At 72.7% G+C, this 18,719-nt stretch carries 18 protein-coding genes; 6 read left to right on the top strand and 12 right to left on the bottom strand.

The features are described from left to right. Positions 1–51 precede the first annotated feature (51 nt). Entirely contained in the window at positions 52–930 is an 879-nt protein-coding gene (locus ACH4E7_RS07280; protein ID WP_396248017.1) for a LysR family transcriptional regulator, read from the top strand. Between the two features lie 72 nt (positions 931–1,002). On the opposite strand, the gene ACH4E7_RS07275 is transcribed toward ACH4E7_RS07280, so the two are convergent. Both ACH4E7_RS07275 and ACH4E7_RS07270 read right to left on the bottom strand, forming a co-directional pair. Further along, positions 1,003–1,326, bottom strand: coding sequence for an antibiotic biosynthesis monooxygenase family protein (locus ACH4E7_RS07275; protein WP_396248016.1), 324 nt, complete (start codon positions 1,324–1,326; stop codon positions 1,003–1,005). 92 nt (positions 1,327–1,418) lie between these two features. Then, a complete protein-coding gene (locus tag ACH4E7_RS07270; protein ID WP_396248015.1) occupies positions 1,419–1,823 on the bottom strand; it encodes a cupin domain-containing protein in 405 nt (134 codons plus the stop codon). Between the two features lie 68 nt (positions 1,824–1,891). Between ACH4E7_RS07270 and ACH4E7_RS07265 the strand changes: the two genes are divergently transcribed. Next, the gene (locus ACH4E7_RS07265) at positions 1,892–2,368 is read left to right on the top strand and encodes a MarR family winged helix-turn-helix transcriptional regulator (RefSeq protein WP_396248014.1); all 477 of its coding nucleotides are present in this window, start codon (positions 1,892–1,894) and stop codon (positions 2,366–2,368) included. 25 nt (positions 2,369–2,393) lie between these two features. Here the strand turns inward: ACH4E7_RS07265 and ACH4E7_RS07260 are convergent, their stop codons facing one another. Beyond that, the gene (locus ACH4E7_RS07260; RefSeq protein ID WP_396248013.1) at positions 2,394–4,466 is read right to left on the bottom strand and encodes a DHA2 family efflux MFS transporter permease subunit; all 2,073 of its coding nucleotides are present in this window, start codon (positions 4,464–4,466) and stop codon (positions 2,394–2,396) included. Between the two features lie 299 nt (positions 4,467–4,765). On the opposite strand from ACH4E7_RS07260, the gene ACH4E7_RS07255 reads away from it, so the two are divergent. Beyond that, positions 4,766–5,848 carry a peptidoglycan-binding protein gene (locus ACH4E7_RS07255; RefSeq protein WP_396248012.1) on the top strand — a complete coding sequence of 361 codons (1,083 nt, stop codon included), beginning with the start codon at positions 4,766–4,768 and terminating at the stop codon, positions 5,846–5,848. 74 nt (positions 5,849–5,922) lie between these two features. On the opposite strand, the gene ACH4E7_RS07250 is transcribed toward ACH4E7_RS07255, so the two are convergent. The 4 genes from ACH4E7_RS07250 to ACH4E7_RS07235 form a co-directional block, all read right to left on the bottom strand. After that, entirely contained in the window at positions 5,923–6,507 is a 585-nt protein-coding gene (locus ACH4E7_RS07250; protein WP_396248011.1) for a TMEM165/GDT1 family protein, read from the bottom strand. A gap of 248 nt (positions 6,508–6,755) precedes the next feature. Further along, on the bottom strand, positions 6,756–7,532 hold the full coding sequence (locus ACH4E7_RS07245; RefSeq protein ID WP_396248010.1) for an ABC transporter permease: 777 nt from the start codon (positions 7,530–7,532) through the stop codon (positions 6,756–6,758). Further along, the gene (locus tag ACH4E7_RS07240; protein WP_396248009.1) at positions 7,532–9,142 is read right to left on the bottom strand and encodes a dolichyl-phosphate-mannose--protein mannosyltransferase; all 1,611 of its coding nucleotides are present in this window, start codon (positions 9,140–9,142) and stop codon (positions 7,532–7,534) included. Before ACH4E7_RS07240 ends, ACH4E7_RS07245 begins: the two co-directional genes overlap by 1 nt. Positions 9,143–9,342: 200 nt before the next feature. Next, positions 9,343–10,650 carry an MFS transporter gene (locus ACH4E7_RS07235; RefSeq protein WP_396248008.1) on the bottom strand — a complete coding sequence of 436 codons (1,308 nt, stop codon included), beginning with the start codon at positions 10,648–10,650 and terminating at the stop codon, positions 9,343–9,345. Positions 10,651–10,805: 155 nt separating this feature from the next. Between ACH4E7_RS07235 and ACH4E7_RS07230 the strand changes: the two genes are divergently transcribed. Then, positions 10,806–11,387: a MarR family winged helix-turn-helix transcriptional regulator gene (locus ACH4E7_RS07230; RefSeq protein WP_396248007.1), complete on the top strand. Its 582-nt coding sequence runs from the start codon at positions 10,806–10,808 to the stop codon at positions 11,385–11,387. Positions 11,388–11,493: 106 nt separating this feature from the next. On the opposite strand, the gene ACH4E7_RS07225 is transcribed toward ACH4E7_RS07230, so the two are convergent. The 5 genes from ACH4E7_RS07225 to ACH4E7_RS07205 form a co-directional block, all read right to left on the bottom strand. Continuing rightward, positions 11,494–13,311 carry a glycosyl hydrolase family 18 protein gene (locus ACH4E7_RS07225; RefSeq protein ID WP_396248006.1) on the bottom strand — a complete coding sequence of 606 codons (1,818 nt, stop codon included), beginning with the start codon at positions 13,309–13,311 and terminating at the stop codon, positions 11,494–11,496. 293 nt (positions 13,312–13,604) lie between these two features. After that, positions 13,605–14,219: an FxLYD domain-containing protein gene (locus ACH4E7_RS07220; protein ID WP_396248005.1), complete on the bottom strand. Its 615-nt coding sequence runs from the start codon at positions 14,217–14,219 to the stop codon at positions 13,605–13,607. A gap of 140 nt (positions 14,220–14,359) precedes the next feature. Next, positions 14,360–14,920 (bottom strand): DoxX family protein, encoded by a 561-nt coding sequence (locus tag ACH4E7_RS07215; protein WP_355673979.1) that lies wholly within the window; start codon positions 14,918–14,920, stop codon positions 14,360–14,362. A 222-nt stretch (positions 14,921–15,142) separates the two neighbouring features. Then, positions 15,143–15,682, bottom strand: a complete 540-nt coding sequence (locus ACH4E7_RS07210) for an NADPH-dependent FMN reductase (RefSeq protein ID WP_396248004.1) — start codon at positions 15,680–15,682, stop codon at positions 15,143–15,145. A gap of 112 nt (positions 15,683–15,794) precedes the next feature. Then, entirely contained in the window at positions 15,795–16,229 is a 435-nt protein-coding gene (locus ACH4E7_RS07205; protein WP_380610665.1) for an Lrp/AsnC family transcriptional regulator, read from the bottom strand. A 220-nt stretch (positions 16,230–16,449) separates the two neighbouring features. On the opposite strand from ACH4E7_RS07205, the gene ACH4E7_RS07200 reads away from it, so the two are divergent. Both ACH4E7_RS07200 and kynU read left to right on the top strand, forming a co-directional pair. Further along, positions 16,450–17,280, top strand: a complete 831-nt coding sequence (locus ACH4E7_RS07200) for a tryptophan 2,3-dioxygenase (protein ID WP_396248003.1) — start codon at positions 16,450–16,452, stop codon at positions 17,278–17,280. A 92-nt stretch (positions 17,281–17,372) separates the two neighbouring features. Then, on the top strand, positions 17,373–18,599 hold the full coding sequence (gene kynU, locus ACH4E7_RS07195) for a kynureninase (protein WP_396248002.1): 1,227 nt from the start codon (positions 17,373–17,375) through the stop codon (positions 18,597–18,599). Positions 18,600–18,719 lie beyond the last annotated feature (120 nt).

Here is an 18,719-nt window from a genome sequence, read left to right as displayed (position 1 = left end):
CATGACCACGACCACACCACGGCCGGCCGTTCGGGGGAACCGAGGAATCCAGTGGAACTCCGTCAGTTGCGCGTCTTCGAAGCCGTCGTCGCCCACCGCACCGTCACCGCGGCGGCGGTGTCGCTCGGCCTCGCACCGTCCTCCGTCTCCGAGCAGATCCGCACCCTCGAACGCAGCCTGGGCATCGAGCTGTTCGACCGGGCCCCGCGCGGGATGACCCTCACCCCGGCCGGCGAGCGGCTGCTGCCCTGGTCCCGCAAGCTGCTCGACCAGGCCGACCAGGCCCGCCGCGAGGTGGTCGCCGACCGGGCCCGGCTACGCCTCGGCGCCCTGGAGACCATCGCGGCCACCCACGTCCCGGCCGTCCTGGCCCGCCTCGCCGAACGCCGGCCCGACCTGGACGTCTCCCTGCACACCGATACCGCCCGGGACGCCCTGCTCGGCGGCGTCGCCGCCGGGGCCCTGGAAGCCGCGCTGATCCTGGACACCGCCGGCCCGCTCGGCGAACTCGGCTTCTACCTCCCGCCCGCCCCGCTCGACTACCTCGACCTCAAGGACGTCCCGCTCGCCCTGGTCGCCGCCCCCGCCCACCCGCTGGCCCGGGCCACCACCCTCACCCGCGAGGACCTCAGCGGCCAACGCCTCCTGGTCAACGCGCCCGCCTGTTCGTTCTGGCTGGCCGGCGAACGCCTGCTCGGCCACGACGTCGAACGCGTCCGCACCGGCGGCGTCGCCGTGACCCGCGCCTGCGCCGAACAGGGCCTCGGCATCGCCCTCCTCCCCGACTTCGCCGTCCGCGACCCCCTCACCGCCGGCACCCTCATCCGCCTCCCCCTCGACCCCCCGCCCCTCCACCTCCGCCTCGTCTGGCGCGCCGACCGCGAAACCGTCCCGGGCCTGCGCGAAGTCCTCTACGCCGCCGCGGCCTGACGACCGACGGCCCCGGACATCGAACGGCGCGCCCCGGTGAACCCGGGACGCGCCGTTCGCCCTGTCCGATCGTCAGGCCTTCGGGCCCGCCGACTGGACGACGTCGAAGGACCAGAGGGTGGAACCGGAGGCGGCCGGGCGCTTGGGAGCCTCGCCCTCGCCGCCGTGCTGGTGAGCCGCCTTCATGGGGCCCTCCATCCAGGCCTGGAAGGACTCCTCGTCGCGCCAGCGGGTGTAGACGAGGTACTGGTCGGTGCCCTCGACCGGGCGGAGCAGCTCGAACCACTCGAACCCGTCAGAGCTTTCGACGGCGTGCGCACGGTGGGCGAAGCGCTGCTCCAGAGTCTCGCGCTGCTCGGCGGGGACGGTCAGTACGTTGATCTTGACGACGGGCATGCCGCTCCTTCTCCTCCGCCGGGGTCCCGGGTGCGGGCTCCGGCTCGGTTGCTGCCTACGGTCAGCAGTCTCCTACACCTCACGCGGGCAGGTCAGGCGACCCACGGCGGGAGGACGCGCCGGTCGTCGCGCGGGGCGAGGGCGCAGGCGCCGGGCGGGGTGACGGCGTCGGGGTTGTAGGCGTGAGAGGGGGAGGTGGAGGCGACGAGGGCGGTGAAGCCGTCGGTGGTGGAGATCCGGCGGGGCGCGTCGGCGGGGAGGACGAGGGTGTCGCCGGCGCCGAGGGTGTGGGACTCCCCGGCCAGGTCCACCGTCACGGAACCGGTCAGGAAGGTCCAGATCTGCTCGGCGTCCATGGCGTGCAGCGGGCCCTGCGCGTCGGCCTGCATGTCAACTCGCCACAGGGCGAGGGAGGTCGAGCCCTGGGTGGGCGAGGCACAGGTGGTCATGACGGCGTTCGGGGTCTCGGTGCGGCGGGCGTCGACTGAACGGATCACGGGCATGGCGAAGGAACCCCCTAAGATGGACAATGACGTTGTCTATATGGTCAATGAGGTTGTCTATCGTGTCAACTGAGCCCGCCCCGCCCGGCTTCGAGCTGCCGCTGCGCCTGCTGTTCGCCTTTCGGACGATCATCGACGAGCTGCACGAGCGGATCGCCCGCGAGGGGCACCCCGACCTGCGCCCGATGCACGGCTTCGTCTTCCAGGCGATCGGCCCCGACGGCACCACCGCCGTCGAACTCGGACGGCGGCTCGGCGTCTCCAAGCAGGCGGCGGGCAAGACGGTCGAGAACCTGGAACAGCTCGGCTACGTCGAGCGCGGCAGCGATCCCGCCGACGCCCGGCGCAAGGTGGTCCGCCTCACCGACCGGGGGGTGGACTGCCTGGTCCGCTCGGCGCGGATCTTCGACGAGCTGCGCGCGGAGTGGTCACAGGCCCTCGGCGAGGAGCAGCTCCGCCAGGTCGAGGACGGCCTGCGGCGGCTCGCCCCCGGGGACCCGTTCCGGCTCGACACCCCCCGCTGGTTCGGCGCGCCGTAGGGCGCGCGGGAGAACCGGGCCGCCGTCAGAACGACCGGCCCTCGCCCCGGTACGGCGGCTCCGGTCCGACCGGGTCCGGCCGGTCCCGGAGGTCGGCGCAGAGGGTCGTGCTGAGCCGGGTGAGCAGTTCGGCGAGGTCCGCGTACTGTTTCTCGTCCCAGTCGCCCAGCAGCTCGCAGAGTTGGGTGCGCCGGGCCTCGACCAGACGCAGCGCCGTCTCCTCCCCCGCTTCGGTGAGGTGCAGCAACCGGCTGCCGGTGCGGGCGGCGAGGCCCCGGCCCTCCACCTCGCGGACGGCCTCTTCGACGACGGCGATCGGGATGATCCGGTGCTCGGCCAGTTCGGCGGGCTCCATCGAGCCGTGGTGGTGGATCTGGAGCAGCAGCCAGCTGGAGGCCGGCAGCAGGTCGAGTCCGGCGGTGGCGGTGATCTGCCGGAACAGGTCCCGCCGGGCCTCCCGGGTGCTGAGCACCGAGAGGGAGCGGGCGATTTCGTCCAGCGAGCTGCGTTCGACCGGGTTGAGCCCGATGGACTCGCTGAGGTCCGGCGCGGTCACGGTGGAGCGCAGCTTCTGCTCGGGCAGGAAGAGCGACAGGACGAAGGCGACCGCCGCGACGGGCGCGGCGTACAGGAACACCCGGGTGATCGACTCGGCGTACGCGTGGTGGACCCCGGCCTGGACGGTGGGCGGCAGCCGGGTGATCAGCCGGGGGTCGGAGGTGATCGCCTCCACGTGGAAGCCCGGCGGGAGCGGCCGGCCGGCCAGGGCGTCGGCGAGCCGGGAGCGCAGGCCGCCGGTGAAGAGCGTCCCGAAGACGGAGACGCCGAAGGAGGCGCCGATGGAGCGGAAGAAGGTGGCGCCCGCGGTGGCCACGCCGAGGTCCTGGTAGTCGACCGAGTTCTGCACGATCAGCACCAGCACCTGCATCACCAGGCCCAGCCCGAGGCCGAAGACGAGGAAGTAGAGGCTCATCTCGGTGGTGCTGCTGTGTTCGTCCAGCCGGGAGAGCAGCAGCAGGCCGACCGTGGTGACGGCCGTGCCGGCGATCGGGAAGGTCCGGTAGTGGCCGGTGCGGGCGACGATCTGGCCGGAGCCGATCGAGGTGACCAGCATGCCGAGCACCATCGGCAGCATGTGGATGCCGGACATGGTGGGCGACACCTGCTGGACCACCTGGAGGAAGGTCGGCAGGTAGGTGAGCGCGCCGAACATCGCGAAGCCGACCACGAAGGAGATCACCGCGACCAGGCTGAAGGTCTGCGAGCGGAACAGCCGCAGCGGCAGGACCGGCTCCGCGGCCGTGCGCTCGACCTCGATGAAGGCGATCAGCAGCACCAGCCCGAGCACTCCCAGGCCGACGATCCGCCAGGAGCTCCAGGCCCAGGTGGTGCCGCCGAGCGAGGTCATCAGCACCAGGCAGGTGGCGACGGCGGCGATCAGCACGGTGCCGAGGTAGTCGATCCGGTGCTCCCGCCGGACCTCCAGCCCGTGCAGCACCGCGGCGATCACCACCAGGGCGACCACGCCGATCGGCAGGTTGATGTAGAAGACCCAGCGCCAGCTGAGGTGGTCGACGAACAGCCCGCCGAGCAGCGGCCCGAGCACGCTGGTGACGCCGAAGACGGCGCCGAACAGCCCCTGGTACTTACCGCGGTCCCGGGGCGGGACGAGGTCGCCGACGATCGCCTGGGAGAGCACCATCAGTCCGCCGCCGCCCAGGCCCTGGAGAGCCCGGAAGGCGATCAACTCGCCCATGTTCCGGGCGATTCCGCACAGTACCGAGCCGATCAGGAAGATCACGATGGAGGCCTGGAAGAAGCGCTTCCGGCCGTACATGTCGCCGAGCTTGCCCCAGAGCGGGGTGGCGGCGGTGGAGGCCAACAGGTAGGCGGTGACCACCCAGGACAGGTGCTCCAGGCCGCCGAGGTCGCTGACGATGGTGGGCAGCGCGGTGGAGACGATGGTCTGGTCGAGGGCGGCGAGCAGCATCGCCAGCAGCAGGGCGCCGATCGGCACCCACAGGTTGGGGGCGGCGACCCCCGGCGGGCCGGGCTCGTTCGCCGGGCTCCGGTCGGACGCGGCGAGCGGGTCCGTCATGGCCTCTCCACAGGCGGCATGGCCTCTCCGTAGGGTCGCGGGGCCGGACGACCGGGCGCCCGTGGGGATGATCACTCCCAGTTCCCCATGCTGGCAGATATGTCCTGGTTTGTTCCGCCCGGTTGAGCCGAACGTAAGCGCCGGGCCCGTCCCACGCGTTTCGGCGGTTTCCCCGGGAGCCAACCACCACCAACCGGCACAACACCCCCGCCGGGGGCCGGACGCCCCTGTCCACCCTCCGGGACGTCCTGCATAATCAGGCGCGATCGCGAGACCCGAGACCCGAGGAGGACCGGCCGATGCCGGACCAGCACTGCCCGACGTGCGGCGCCGCACGCTCAACCGGGTGCGGCTGCCTCCCGGATCCGAGCCTCGCGGAGACCACCGTGCTCCCGCACGTCGAGGGCCCGCCGCTGGTGCGCCCGTACGTGCCGCAGTCGGCCGGCCAGGTGGCGGAGGAGCTCCCGCCGGCCGGGGACCCGTTCGCGACCACCGTCCTGCCCCCGGTCCAGCCGATGCAGCCCGTGCACGCCGTGCAGCCGATGCAGTCGGCCCAACCGCCCGTCACACCTCCGCTGGGGCCGGACGCGGACGCCTACGCGACGACCGTGCTGCCGCCCGTGCCGGGCCCCGCGCCGGACGCGTACGCCACCACCGCCCTGCCCCCGGTCCCGCCCGGCGCCGGGGAGGACATCGGCTACTTCCCGTTCGACCACCCGGCGTCCGAGCCCGGGGCCGGTCCCGCCGGCGGACGGGCCGCGCGACGGGCGGCCGAGCAGGCCGCGCAGAGCCCGTTCGCCCAGCACAAGCTGCTGATCGCGGGCGTCGGCGCGGGCCTACTGGCGCTGACCGTGGGCCTCGCGTACGCCGTGACGCCCTCGCCCGAGCCGTCCCACCGCGCGGACCCGCTGCCCACCACCACGCTCGCCCCCGCGCCGTCGGACCCGCCCACCCAGGCCGCCCCGCCCCCGGCCTCCCCGGCCCCCACCAGCGACACGCCGACCCCGACCTCGACCCGGACGGCCAGACCCAGCCCGACCAGGACGCCCACCCCCACCCCGACACCGGCCCACACGCCGACGCCGGCCCCCACCCCGACACCCACCCCCACCCCCACGCCGACGCCGACCCCCACGCCCACCGCGACGCCCACGCCTCGGCTGCTCCAGCTCGGGATGAGCGGACCCGACGTCAAGGCGATGCAGCAGCAGCTCTACACCGCCGAGTGCGGAATGGTCGACAGCTCGATCGTCACCGGCACCTTCGACTACTGGACCCGGACGGTGCTGTCCGACTACCAGCGCGAGAACCACATCAAGGGCGAGAACGGCGTCTACGGCCCCAAGACCCAGGCCGTCCTGACGGCCGACCCCGGCTGCTGAGGCCTGCTACCGCCCCGGCCGACGGCGGCCGACGGCGGCCGACGGGCATCCCACTCGACGGCCGGCCCAGGACGTCAGCCCGTGATCGCCCCGAAGATGCTGACGCCCGCCAGCACCACCATGATCGCCGCCGCCACCCGGATGATCAGCTTCATCGGCACGTACTTGAGCAGCTTCTGCCCGCCCACGATGGCGATCCCGCCGACCGCGCAGAGCGCCAGCCAGGAGCCGATGCCGACGGCCAGCGGATCGGCGTACTTGGCGGCCAGGTTGGCGGTCATGATCTGGGTCAGGTCACCGAACTCGGCGACCGCGACGACCACGAAGCTGGCCCCGGCCACCTTCCAGAAGCTGTTCGAGGACGGCTCCTTGGCCGAGTGCTCGTCGTCGTCCTCACCGCCGTGGAACAGCAGCATCGCCGCGCCGACCAGGAACAGCAGGCCGGTGACGCCCTCCACCCAGCGGTGCGGCAGCAGCGAGAGCAGGTGCCCGGCGACCAGGGCCAGGCCCACCTGGAGGGCGAAGGCCGCGGCGATGCCCGCGAACACGTAGCTCGCGCGGTACTTGGTGCCGAGCACCAGGCTGGCCAGCGCCGTCTTGTCCGGCAGCTCGGCCAGGAAGATGATGCCGAACGTCAACGCGGCAACGGTCAAACTCATCGGAGGAATCCCTCGGTCGGGCTGTCCGGCCTCCGCAGCTCCGTCAGGGGTCGCTTCGGCCCGACAGCACTGGAATGGTCACAGCACTGCGGCCGAAGGTCTCGCCGGCACCGCCCGTCCGGATCAGCGGACTGACCGGATCGGATGGTTCAGGTGCCCCGGGCGCCGGGCCCGTGGGGGCCAGTATGTCGACGGTCCGGTGGAGGGCTACTCCCCTTCAACGTGCTCCAGCCTACCCGACGCCGTCATCAGGCCTGTCCGACGCCGTCGACCGCCGTCACCAGCCCCCGCCCGACCAGCTCCAGCACCACCACGATCGCCGTCGACTCCACCGCCAGCAGCCCGATCAGCACGAACAGCTGCACCGCCCCCGCCTGAACGGGCGAGGCGCCGCCGATCAGCATGCCGACGAAGGCTCCCGGCAGCGTGACCAGCCCGACCGTACGGGTCTGGTCCAGCGCCGGGACCAGCGAGGTCGCGGCCGCCGTACGGCAGATCTCCAACCGGGCGTCCCGCTCCTCGAAGCCGAGCGCCAGCGCCGCCTCCACCTCTCCTCGCCGCTGCCGCAGCTCGTCCAGGGCCCGCCGCCCGGCCAGCGAGGTGGCGGTGAGCGCGCCGCCGATCAGGATGCCCGCGACCGGGATCACCGACAGGCCCTTGGGCGGCAGCAGTCCGACGCCCAGCAGCAGGGCGAGCACCGGCAGCACCCCGGCGCCGATCGGGGCGGCCGCCCAGACCCAGCCGGGGCCCGGGGTCATCCGCCGTCCGGCGGTGCGCACCGCGACCGCGAACATCAGCAGCACGAACAGCGCCGACCACCAGAGCGAGCCGACCACCCAGGTGATCACCGCGGCGACGGCGGCCAGCTGGACGGCCGCCCGCAGCCCGGCCCGCGCCACCGCGTGCCCGTGGCCGAGCATGCCCCGCCCGGCCACCGCCACCGCGGCCAGCAGCAGCACCGCGGTGACCACCCCGAGTACCGGCGTGACCGGCAGCAACTGCCCACCGGAGGCGGAAAACGCCATCAGATCCAGCTGGTGAACCACATCCGGTCCTGCCAGGACGACATCGGGATCACCTCCGCCGTGTACAGCGGGTAGAAGAAGGCGAAGCAGCCGACGATCGCGAGCACGATCAGTCCGGCGCCGATCGCCCCGTACCGGCGGCGCTCGGGGCTGCTGCCGACCGGGCCGAGGATCGCGCCCAGCATCTGGGCGACGGCCAGGCACAGGAACGGCACCAGCACGACCATGTAGAAGGAGAAGATCGTCCGCTCCTGGTACTGGAACCAGGGCAGGTAGATCCCGGCCACCGCGCACAGCACGGCGCCCGAGCGCCAGTCCCGGCGGAAGAACCAGCGCCACAGCAGGTAGACCAGCGCGAAGCAGGCCGCCCACCACAGGAACGGGGTGCCCAGGCCCAGGATCTGCGCCGCGCAGCCGCCGGAGGAGGTGCAGCCGCGGGTGCCGTTGGGGATCTGCTCCCAGTACATGGAGACCGGGCGGCCGTCGACCAGCCAGGCGAAGGGGTTGGACTGATAGGTGTGCGGGGTGCTCAGCCCGGTGTTGAAGTCGTACATCTGCGAGTGGTAGTGCCACAGGCTGCGCAGCGGAGCGGGCACCCAGCTCATCGGGAGCTGCGGCAGCGGGATGCCGAGGAAGTGGTCCGGGGAGAGCCCGGCGCGGCCGTCCGCCCAGTGCCGGTCGTAGCCGCCGTCGCCGCCCGCGCCGCTGGCCAGCCAGCCGCTCCAGGCGCCGACGTACACCACCAGGGCGGAGCCGACCATGGCGAGGAAGGCGGGCACGGCGTCCCGGCGCAGCATGGAGCGCCAGGGGTGGCGGGCGCCGGCGCCGCGGCGGCCGCTCTGGTCCCACAGCACGGTCAGGATGCCGAAGGCAGCGAGGATCGGGGCGCCGTTCCACTTGACCGCGCAGGCGGCGCCGATGAACACGCCGGCGGCGGTCCGCCAGGGGCGCAGGCCGAGCCCGGCCCGGTCGGCGTCGGTCACGGCGGCCAGTTCGGCGCGGGCGTGGTCGCGGTCGACCAGCAGGGCTCCGAAGGAGGCCAGCACGAAGAACATCTGGATGCCGTCGAGCAGGCCGACCCGGCTCATCACCAGCTGCAGGCCGTCCACGGACATCAGCAGGGCGGCGGTGCAGCCGATCAGGGTGGAGCCGAAGAGCCGGCGGCCGATCCGGGCCAGCATCAGCACGGTGACGGTGCCCAGCAGGGCGGTCATGAACCGCCAGCCGAAGGGGTGCAGGCCGAACAGCTGCTCGCCGATCGCCATCACCCATTTGCCGAGTGGCGGGTGGGCGATGAACTCGGGCGCGGAGCCGAGCGGGATGGATTGCGGGACGGCCAGGATGTCGGTGTTGGCGTGGTCGGGCCAGGTGCCCTCGTAACCCTGCTGGAGCAGCGACCAGGCGTCCTTGGGGTAGTACGTCTCGTCGAAGACGAAGGCGTTGGGGTAGCCGAGGTTCCAGAACCGCAGCAGGCCGGCGAAGAGCGCGACGGCGATCGGGCCGAGCCAGCCGGAGCGGTCGGCCGCCCAGCGGAGCAGCCCGGCCGGGGCCGGTGCGGGGTCGGCGGGGGCCGGGGCCGCCGGGGGGTGCGTGAGCGCCGCTTGCGTCATTGCCTTCGCCGATCGCCTGTCTGCGGGGCCCGCCGGATGCTGCTCCGGGCCCGGGTCTGCTGCCCGGGCCGGGCCGGGCGGTCAACAGCCACTGACACTATGTGGCGGTGCCCGGGAAGCCAAGCGCGACGGGCACCGACCAGGTGAGCCAGTCGGCGCCCGTCGCGAACACCGTTGCGCGCCCGCTGTCGCGCGCTCTGTCACGCGGCGGTCTGCAGCTCCCGGACCGGGGCCGGGGTCCGGACCACGGCCGGGGCCGCGTTGTCCTGCTCCGCCGTGAGGTACGGGCGCAGCCGCAGCGCCAGCAGGACGACCAGCAGCGTCGAGCCCGCCATGGCCGCCAGGTAGAGCGGCCAGGTACCGGAGCCGACCAGCAGCACGCCGACGGCCGGGCCGACCGCGACGGCGATCTGCTTCACCAGGGCGTACCCGGCGTTGTAGGTGCCGAGCAGCCGGGCCGGGGCGAGGTCCGCGACGATCGGGCCCATGGTGGGCGCGAGCAGCGACTCGCCGACGCCGAACAGGGCGTAGATCGAGACGATCGCGACCGTGGCGGCCATGGTTTCGGTCCGGATCAGACCGGCCACCAGGGCCATCGCCCAGGCGCCGAGCCAGACCAGGCCGGCCGCAGCCATCGCGGTGGTGCGGCGGCGGCGCGCGGTGATCCGCACCATGAACATCTGCAGGACCACGATGGTCAGCGCGTTGGCGCCGATCGCGAAGCCCAAGGTGGAGGGCGCGGTGCCGACCGTGTCGGTGGCGAACGCCGCGACACCGGACTCGAACTGGCCGTAGCAGGTGAAGAAGATCAGCCCGGCGAGGACGCAGAGCCGCACCATCGCCGTGTCGGCGAACAGGGCGCGCAGGCCGGTCGGACCGTCGGTCTTCTGCTGGACGACGCTCAGCTGGACCTTGGGCATCCGGGCGGTGCCGGTGACCAGGGCCAGGCCGATGAAGGTCGCCGCCTCGATGGTGAACAGCCGGGTGAGGCTGGCCGGGTCGGCGATGTCGACGATCTGCCCGCCGACCAGCGCGCCGATGCCCATGCCCAGGTTGACCAGGGTGAACTGCAGCGCGAAGGCGTGCGAGCGGGTCGCCGCCGTCGAGCAGCGGACGATCATCGTGGCGAGCGCCGGCTGGCAGGTGGTGACACCCGCGCCGAACAGGAAGGACGACACCAGCAGGGCCGGGGTGTCGGTGGCGTGACCGAAGGCGAACGCGCCGGTGGCGGCGAGCGCGGCGCCCGCCAGCAGGACCGGACGGGGACCGTACTTGTCGATGCCGCGCCCGGTGAACGGGAGGACGGCGAGTGCTGCCAGCGCGAAGACGGTGAACACCATCCCGGCCGCCAGCGAGCCCAGCCCGCGCACCTGGTCCACGTACACGAACATGTACGGCATCGTGAACCCGCTGCCGAACGCACTGAGCGCGTTGCCGATCTGGACGCGGCGCAGCGGGCCGCCCGCCCCACGTCGCTGCTGCCTCTGCTGCTTCACCGTGCCGGTCACCGTGCACATCCCTTCCTGGTTCGACTGGACTCTCGAGTTGAACTCTTAAGGCCAGAAGATTTCAGAGCTAAAGTTTGACGAGATAAAGTCTTAGCACCGGAAGACTGTGGAGTCAAAGGCTTAAGAGATGCACGTCCGCGTGCGACACTGTCGGCATGACTACGGACAAGCCGGCGCCGGCTTCCGACAAGCCCCTGCCGGCCACCCCCCTGGAGCTCGGCATCGCCGAGCAGGTGGCCCTCTACCAGCGGGAATTCCCCACCGTGGACCCTCAGGTGGAGACGATCGTGCAGACCCTGTCCCGGGTCGCCCGGCGGATGGGCGTGGCGTACGACCGGCAGCTGACTGTGCTCGGAATCACCTCCGCGGAGTGGGAGGTGCTGAAGGCGCTGGTGGTGGCGGGCAGCCCGTACCGACTGGGGCCCGGCGAGCTGGCCAAGCGGCTGGGGCTCACCCCGGCCGCGATGACCCACCGGATCGACCGGATGGTCGCCGAGGACCTGGTCACCCGGGAGCGGGACGAGTCCAACCGGGTGCGGGTGATCATCGAGCTGACCGAGAACGGCCGCGACAAGTGGCTGGAGTCGATGCGGATGGCGGCGGTGTTCGAGGAGGAGCTGCTGCAGGACGTCGCGAGCGAGGAGCGCGCCGCGCTCTCCACCCTGCTGGCCCGGATGCTGCGGCGGATCGAGCAGAGCCAGCCGGACGCGCTCGGGCGCACCGCCGACCTGGCCTGAGAGCGGACGGAGTCCGGCCCGCCGGGGACACTCCCCCGGCGGGCCGGACTCATGGCGTTTCGTTCGGGTGCGGCGAGGTCCGTCGGGCCCTCGCGCGGTCAGCCGCTCAGCAGGGACCGTTGTCGGCCCAGACGCCCCACTGGCCGCTCAGGGTCGGGTCCTCGCCCTTGGTCCACCACTTGTTGGTGTAGTAGTGGCCCTTCCACGAGACCTTGGTGCCACCGGCCGCGTAGGTGGTGTCGGGGTCCCAGCTCGGGGCGGCCGGGCAGGAGGCCGGCGAGGTCGGGGTGCCGGTCGGGGTCCCGGTGGGCGTACCGGTCGGGGTGCCCGTCGGCGTGCCGGTGGGGGTGCCGGTCGGGGTCCGGGTCGGCGACGGCGTGCCGGTCGGCGGGGCCGGGCAGGCGGCGGCGGAGCCGTTGGTGGCGCTCACCATCTTGTCGAACAGGGTGGTGTTGGCGCCCAGGTCGTACATCGAGAAGGCGAAGGAGCCGCCGAGACCGTTGCAGTGCGCGTAGTCCAGCTTGGCCTGGATGGACCGGGCGTCCTCACCGCTCCAGAAGGTGTTGCCGTCGTAGAAGTAGGTGGCCTTGGCGTCGTCGTCCCAGAAGGTCCTGGACGGGTTGTCGACGAAGCCGCCCAGTTCCTTGTACATCCGGATGCCGGGGACGTTGCCGGACATCGCCGCACCGGCGGCCGGGCCGGCGGCGGGCTGGAAGAGGCCGTTCCTGCCGTTGTTCTGGACACCGCTCCAGCCGCGGTAGTAGAACGGCACACCCATGTTGATCTTGCTGGCGGGGAAGCCGCCGGGGATGCCGTAGTCCGGGTCGCCGACCGTCCACGCCTTGACGGCGTTGTCGATCGAGTACTTGCCGTGGCCCGGCTTGGCCGGGGTCATCGGGTCGTTCGGGCCGGAGTAGAGCGGGGCCTGGTGGTTGGTCGGGCCCTGGGCGTCCCAGCCGCCGTGCATGTCGTAGGTCATGACGTCGAGGAAGGTCAGGTACTGCCCGATCTTGTCGGTCTCGACGTTCATGATCTTGTCCTGGCCGGCGCCGACCGCCGCCGACAGGGCGTAGGTCCTGTTGTCGGCCTTGCCCCGGGCGTCCAGCTGGTTGCGGAACTCCTGCAGCAGCAGGGTGAAGTTCTGCTTGTCGGCCGGGCTGGAGATGTTGCCGGTGTGGCCGCCGCCGCCCGGGTACTCCCAGTCGATGTCGACGCCGTCGAAGATGCCGGCCGCCGAGCCCGGGCCGCCGTAGCCGGCGTCGGTCGGGAGGTTGCCCTTGATGAACATGTCGAGGCAGGACGACACCAGGTGCTTGCGCGAGGCGTCGGTCGCGGCGGCCTGCGAGAAGTACTTGGAGTAGGTCCAACCGCCCAGCGAGATCAGGACCTTGAGGTTGGGGTTCTTCGCCTTCAGCTTCTTCAGCTGGTTGAAGTTGCCCGCGATCGGCTGGTTCCAGACGTCGCCGACGCCGTCGACCGAGATGTCCGCGCCGAAGCTCTTCTGGTAGTCGGCGAACGCGTCGCCCGCACCGTCACCCGCGTCGGGGTTGTCGTCGTTCGTGTCGGCGGCCTTGGTGGCCTCGAAACAACCCAGGTCGGTCGGGTGGATGTTGGCGAAGTCGTAGATCAGGTAGTCCAGCTTCCCGGCCGCGCCGGTGTCCTGGATCGTCTTGGGGTAGTACGCGTTCGCGTAGATCGACCACTGGTCGAAGTAGGCGACCTTGATGCCGCCACTGGTGGCGGGTGCACCGGTGGTGTTGGTGGTCGCGGCGTCGGCCGCGCCGCCGCCGGACAGCGCGAGGCCCGCGCCGAGCAGCAGGGACGCGGTGGTGCCGGCCGCGACGGCGGCCAGGCTCTTCGGGCGCCGCCGGCGGGCGCCGCCCGGAGCCGGGGCCCCGGCCCTTTCAATGCGTGAGCGCAGCATGGGTGCGTGACTCCTGGTCGTGGGGGATGCCGTCGTCCCGGTGGGGTCGCACGTCCGGGGTGGGGCCGGACGACCGGGACATGACAGGTCGGGGTGGGGAATCGAGCGGGATCAGGCCGTGACGGGCGCCGGGATGCGCCGAACCGGCGCCCCCGGCGCGAGGCCGGTGACGCCGGATCAGGGGCTCCCTGCACCTGGGCAATAAAAATGGACTAGACCAACTCCCCCGTCAAGGGGTGCCGTCGGCCCTTGAGCCGCGCTTAAGGTTCAACCCCCCGCTCCGGGCACGGACTTCAGAAGCGGACCGCGTTCGCCGCCTCGGCCTTGACCGTGCCGGAGAGGCTCAGGTTGCTGCGCGCGGTGGCCTGGACACTCTGGCCGACCGCGACGTCCGGGACGGTCACCGCGGTCGCGTCCAGCAGCTTGCCGTTCTCGTCGGTGAAGTTCACCTGGATCACGTACCGGTACGACTGCTGACCGTGGTTGGTGACGGTCAGCTGCGCCAGCGTCTTGCCGTCCGTCCCGGTGGTCACCGCCCCGACCGTCACGTCCCCCTTGGCGTCCAGCCCGCCCTTGATCCCGGCGACCGCCGAGGAGGCGGCCGAGACCGCCGCCGAGGCCTGGGCCTGAGCCGAGGCGATCGCGGCCCCCGCCCCGCCCGCCGCCGAGGCCAGCGCCGAGGCGGCGGAAACGGCGGCGCTCGCGGCCTTCTGCACCGCGCTCGCCGCCTGGGAGGCCGCGCTGCTCGCGCTCGTGCCGGAGGAGCAACCCGCCAGCGCCACCGCGCCGACCACGACTGCGGCCGACACCCCTGCCACGGATCGGCGATGACGGTTGCCCAGCGGCTCCTGGGGCCGCGCGGTGACGCGCGGCCCGGGGGTGGCTCGGGTGAGCGGCTGGCGGTCCATGCGGGTCCTCGTTTCTGCCCGGCGCCGGGCTGCCCGGCACACCTCCCCGCCCACCTTCCGAGCGCCCGGGACCCGCCGCCAGCAGGGGTGCGTCCTCCGGGTGACGAGGGCGCGCCGAGAACCTCAGGACAGCCCGCGCCTCAGGACAGCCCGGAGCCCTCCTGCTCGTCCGCCTCCACCGCCGCCCGCTCCTCGCGCAGCCGCACCACGTGCCGACGCCGCGCCACCACCCCGTACGCGCCGGCCGCGCTCGCCGCGAAGGCCAGCACGCCCGTCCACGGCCGGTCGAAGACGTGCCCGGTCAGGTGGTCCAGCGAGTACCGCCCGGGCCCGGCCAGGCCGATCGCCAGCCCGGTCGCGCCGAGGAAGGCCGGGTACTCGTAGCCGCCGGACATCGCGAAGAAGCCCGCCGGGGCGTGCACCGCCACCGCACCGGCCATCGTCCCGGCCACCACCGCGCCGGCCGCCGGGGTGGCCAGCCCGGCCACCAGCAGCGCGCCGCCGCCCGCCTCGCCGAGGCCCGCCGCGATGGCGCTCTCCCGGGCCGGATGGAAGCCCATGTGGTCCATGGCCTTGGTGGTGCCCTCCAGGCCGCCACCGCCGAACCAGCCGAACAGCTTCTGGGTGCCGTGCGCGATCAGCACCCCACCGACCGCACTGCGCAGGGCCAGCAGGCCCAGGTCCTTACGGTTCAGGCACATGTCGCATCCTCGTTTCCGCCAAGGAGTGGTCGTACCTCCATGGCACCCGAGAGCGCGCACCCGTTCGAGTCGGGACCGCCATCCGGGCGAATTCACCGGCGGTGAGGAATGGATCGACCGGTGGCGGGGCTTCCTCCCCGACGCGGGCACACAGGAGTCCCCTCCGGGCGGGCCGGGCCTCCGGGCGTACCGGGCCTCCGCCCGCCCGGCCGCCCGTGCGGGTCAGCCCGCCGCCAGCCGGGCCAGCACCGCCCCGATCCGCTCGCGCGCCGACGGGTCGGCGACCAGCCCGTCCGGGCCGACCGCCGAACGCTCCAGCGGGATCCGCGCGCAGGCCTCGTCCACCACGGCCGCGCCGGTGTAGCCGAGCACGGTACGGAGGGCGGCCTCGGCGCCCTGGCCACGGCCGGGGGCGGCGCAGTTGATCCAGCCGGTCGGCTTGTCGGAGATCTCGACCCCGCCGACCGTCCAGTCCAGCAGGTTCTTGAACGAGCCCGGCAGCGTCCCGGCGTACTCCGGGGTGCAGACCAGCAGCGCGTCGGCGGCCCCGATCGCGGCCCGCAGCGCGCTCACCGGCTCCGGCAGCGGGTCGGTGTCGTGGTCCGGGTTGAAGTGCGGCAGCCCGGCCAGCCCGGCGTAGTACGTGGTCCGGACGCCCGGCAGGGCGCCGGCCACGGCGGCGGCGGTGCGCAGCACGCTCTCGTTGGAGGAGCCGGCCCGCAGGCTCCCGGGCAGCAGCAGGATGTGGCGCTCGTTCGGCATGCCGAGGAACCTACTCCTTGACGTTCACGTCAAGGCCAGCCGCCACCGCCCCCGCCCGGGGACAGCGCGGGCCCTGCGGATCTTCGCCGGATCCGCGACGCCGGGGCACGCCCTACCGCAGCTCCACCGGCCGCCAGGGCACCGGGCTGGAGAGGATCATCGAGCTGGACGGCTGGCCGTAGCCGCCGAGCCGGTCGCAGAGCGCCTCGAACTCGGCCATCGTGGACACCGCGACCAGCAGCACGCAGCAGGCGCCGCCGGTCACCCGGTGCAGCTGGAGCACCTCCGGCCAGGTCTCCACCTCGGGGTCGCGCAGCACGCAGCGCGGACCGTAGCACTGGATCTGGACCAGCGCGGTGATCGGCAGCCCGGCCCGGGTGAGGTCGACATGGGCGTGGTAGCCGCTGATCACCCCGTCGGCCTCCAGGCGGCGGACCCGTTCGGCCACCGCGGGTGCGGACAGGCTCACCCGGCGGGAGAGTTCGTTGTACGAGAGCCTGGCGTCCGCCTGGAGCTCGGCCAGCAGGCGGCGGTCGACGGCATCCATGGCGACTCCTGAAAAGCGGTTGTGATCAGCGGTTTTTCATTCATAAAGCAGATCGACCGAACACCTCGCGAACGACAGCCCGAAACGCGGTTGCGGTGCTCATCGGCCATTCAAGCGGGGGGCCATGGCGCCGCACAATGGGCTCCCCGGCGGAACCAGGACGTCCGTCCGCTCCGCCGGCCCCGGGCAACCAGGCCCGGACGGATCAGGAGGGATCGGGATGGGGCACGACACGGTGGAGACACCCAACCTGTCGTTCGGTCGGGGCGGCGAGCCGGGTCGGGGCACCCCGTACGCGCAGTACGCGCGTCTGGAGGAGCTGCACAGCCTGCAGCAGCCGCGCAGCAAGGAGCCGGCCGAGCTGTCGTTCATCGTCACCACGCAGGTGATGGAGCTGCTCTTCGACTTGCTGCGGCACGAGTGGACGCAGGCCCGGCAGGCGCTGTACGAGGACGACCTGACCGCCGCGCTGGCCGCGCTGCGCCGCGGCACCCACGCGCAGGACGTGCTGGTGGAGTCCTGGGACCTGCTGGCCACCATGACCCCCCAGGAGTTCAACTCCTTCCGCTCGCTGTTCGGCGAGGCCTCCGGCTTCCAGTCCGCGGCCTTCCTGCACCTGGAGTTCATGCTCGGCAACAAGAACGCCGCACTGCTGAACATGTACGGCGAGATGCCGCAGACCCGGGCCGAGCTGGCCGAGGCGCTGCGCTCCCCCAGCCTGTACGACGAGGTGCTGGCGCTGCTGGCCCGGCGCGGCCTGATGGCGCGCCCGGAGCCCTCCGAGCAGCGCTACCAGCCGTCCGAGGAGGTCGCGGCGGCCTGGCGCCGGGTCTACACCGACCCGGAGTTCGCCGCCCTGCAGCCGCTCGGCGAGGCGCTGCTGGACGTGGCGGAGCGGGTCACCCGATGGCGCCAGCGCCACCTGACCGCGGTCAAGCGGACGATGGGCGGCAAGCCCGGCTCGGGCGGCTCCAGCGGGCTGACCTGGCTGCGCAAGTCGGCCGAGCAGGACGTCTTCCCGGAGCTGTGGACGATCCGGGACGAGCTGTGACGGGCGACGGCGCGGTGACGGGCGACGGAACAGTGGCAGGCGGCAGAGCGGTGACGGAACCGGTCGGAAGCGAGGGGACCGAGGGAATGGGCATGATCACGCGCGAGGAGTGCGCGGCGCTGGACGCCGTCGACCCGCTGGCGGCGTTCCGCAAGGAGTTCGCCCTGCCGGACGGGGTGATCTACCTGGACGGCAACTCGCTGGGCGCGCTGCCGGTGCGCACGCCGGAGCGGGTGCGGCAGGTCGTCGAGGAGGAGTGGGGCCGGGAGCTGATCCGCAGCTGGAACGACGCCGGCTGGTTCGAGCAGCCGTACCGGCTGGGGCAGCGGATCGCGCCGCTGATCGGGGCCGATCCGGCGGAAGTGGTCGTCTGCGACACCACCTCGGTGAACCTGTTCAAGGTGCTCTCGGCGGCGCTCACGCTGCGCCCCGGGCGGCGCACGGTACTCGGCGACGCCGAGGCCTTCCCGACCGACCTGTACATCGCCGAGGGCATGACCGGCCTGGTCGAGGGCGGGCGCAGCCTGCTGATCCGCCCGGAGGAGCTGGACGGGCACCTGGACGGGGACGTCGCCGCGGTGGTCCTCTCGCACGTGGACTACCGCACCGGCGAGCTGCTGGACATGCCCGGGATCACCGCCCGGGTCCAGGCCGCAGGCGCCCTGATGATCTGGGACGTGTGCCACTCGGTGGGCGCGCTGCCGGTCGAACTCACCGCCGCGAACGCGGACTTCGCGATCGGCTGCACCTACAAGTACCTGAACGGCGGCCCCGGCTCGCCGGCCTTCCTGTACGTCGCCGAGCGGCACCTGGCGGCCGGTCCGCGGCAGCCGCTGAGCGGCTGGTTCGGGCACGCCCGCCCGTTCGCCTTCGAGCCCGGGTACGACCCCAAGCCGGGCGTCGGCCGGTTCCTGACCAGCTCGCCCTCGCTGCTCGGCCAGGCCGCGCTGGGCGCCTCGCTGGACGTCTGGGAGCGGGCGGACCTGGCGGCGGTCCGGGCCAAGAGCCTGGCGCTGACCGACCTGTTCATCTCGCTGGTCGAGGGCCTGGACGGGGTCGAGGTGGCGACCCCGCGCGAGCACGCCCGGCGCGGCAGCCAGGTGGCGCTGCGGCACGCCGACGGGTACCCGGTGGTGCAGGCGCTGATCGCGCGCGGGGTGATCGGGGACTTCCGCGCGCCGGACCTGATGCGCTTCGGCTTCACCCCGCTCTACCTCTCGTACACCGAGGTCTGGGACGCGGCCCGGCAGCTGGCCGAGGTGCTGGCGAGCGGCGAGTGGCAGGAGGAGCGCTTCTCCCGCCGGGGCGAGGTGACGTAGCCGCAAACCAGGGCCGCGGGCGGGTGACACCGCGGGGCGCGTGAAGTGACGCAGGTCATGGTCGAGTGCGAGTTCGACCGTCATCGCACCAGGGAAACCTCCGTTTTGACCGTCCGCCAG

It is taken from the genome of Kitasatospora sp. NPDC018058 (genome assembly GCF_044327205.1).
Taxonomy (GTDB): Bacteria; Actinomycetota; Actinomycetes; order Streptomycetales; family Streptomycetaceae; genus Kitasatospora.
The sequence above is the reverse complement of the archived record's forward strand: the minus strand, read 5'-3'. Positions and strand labels throughout refer to the sequence as shown.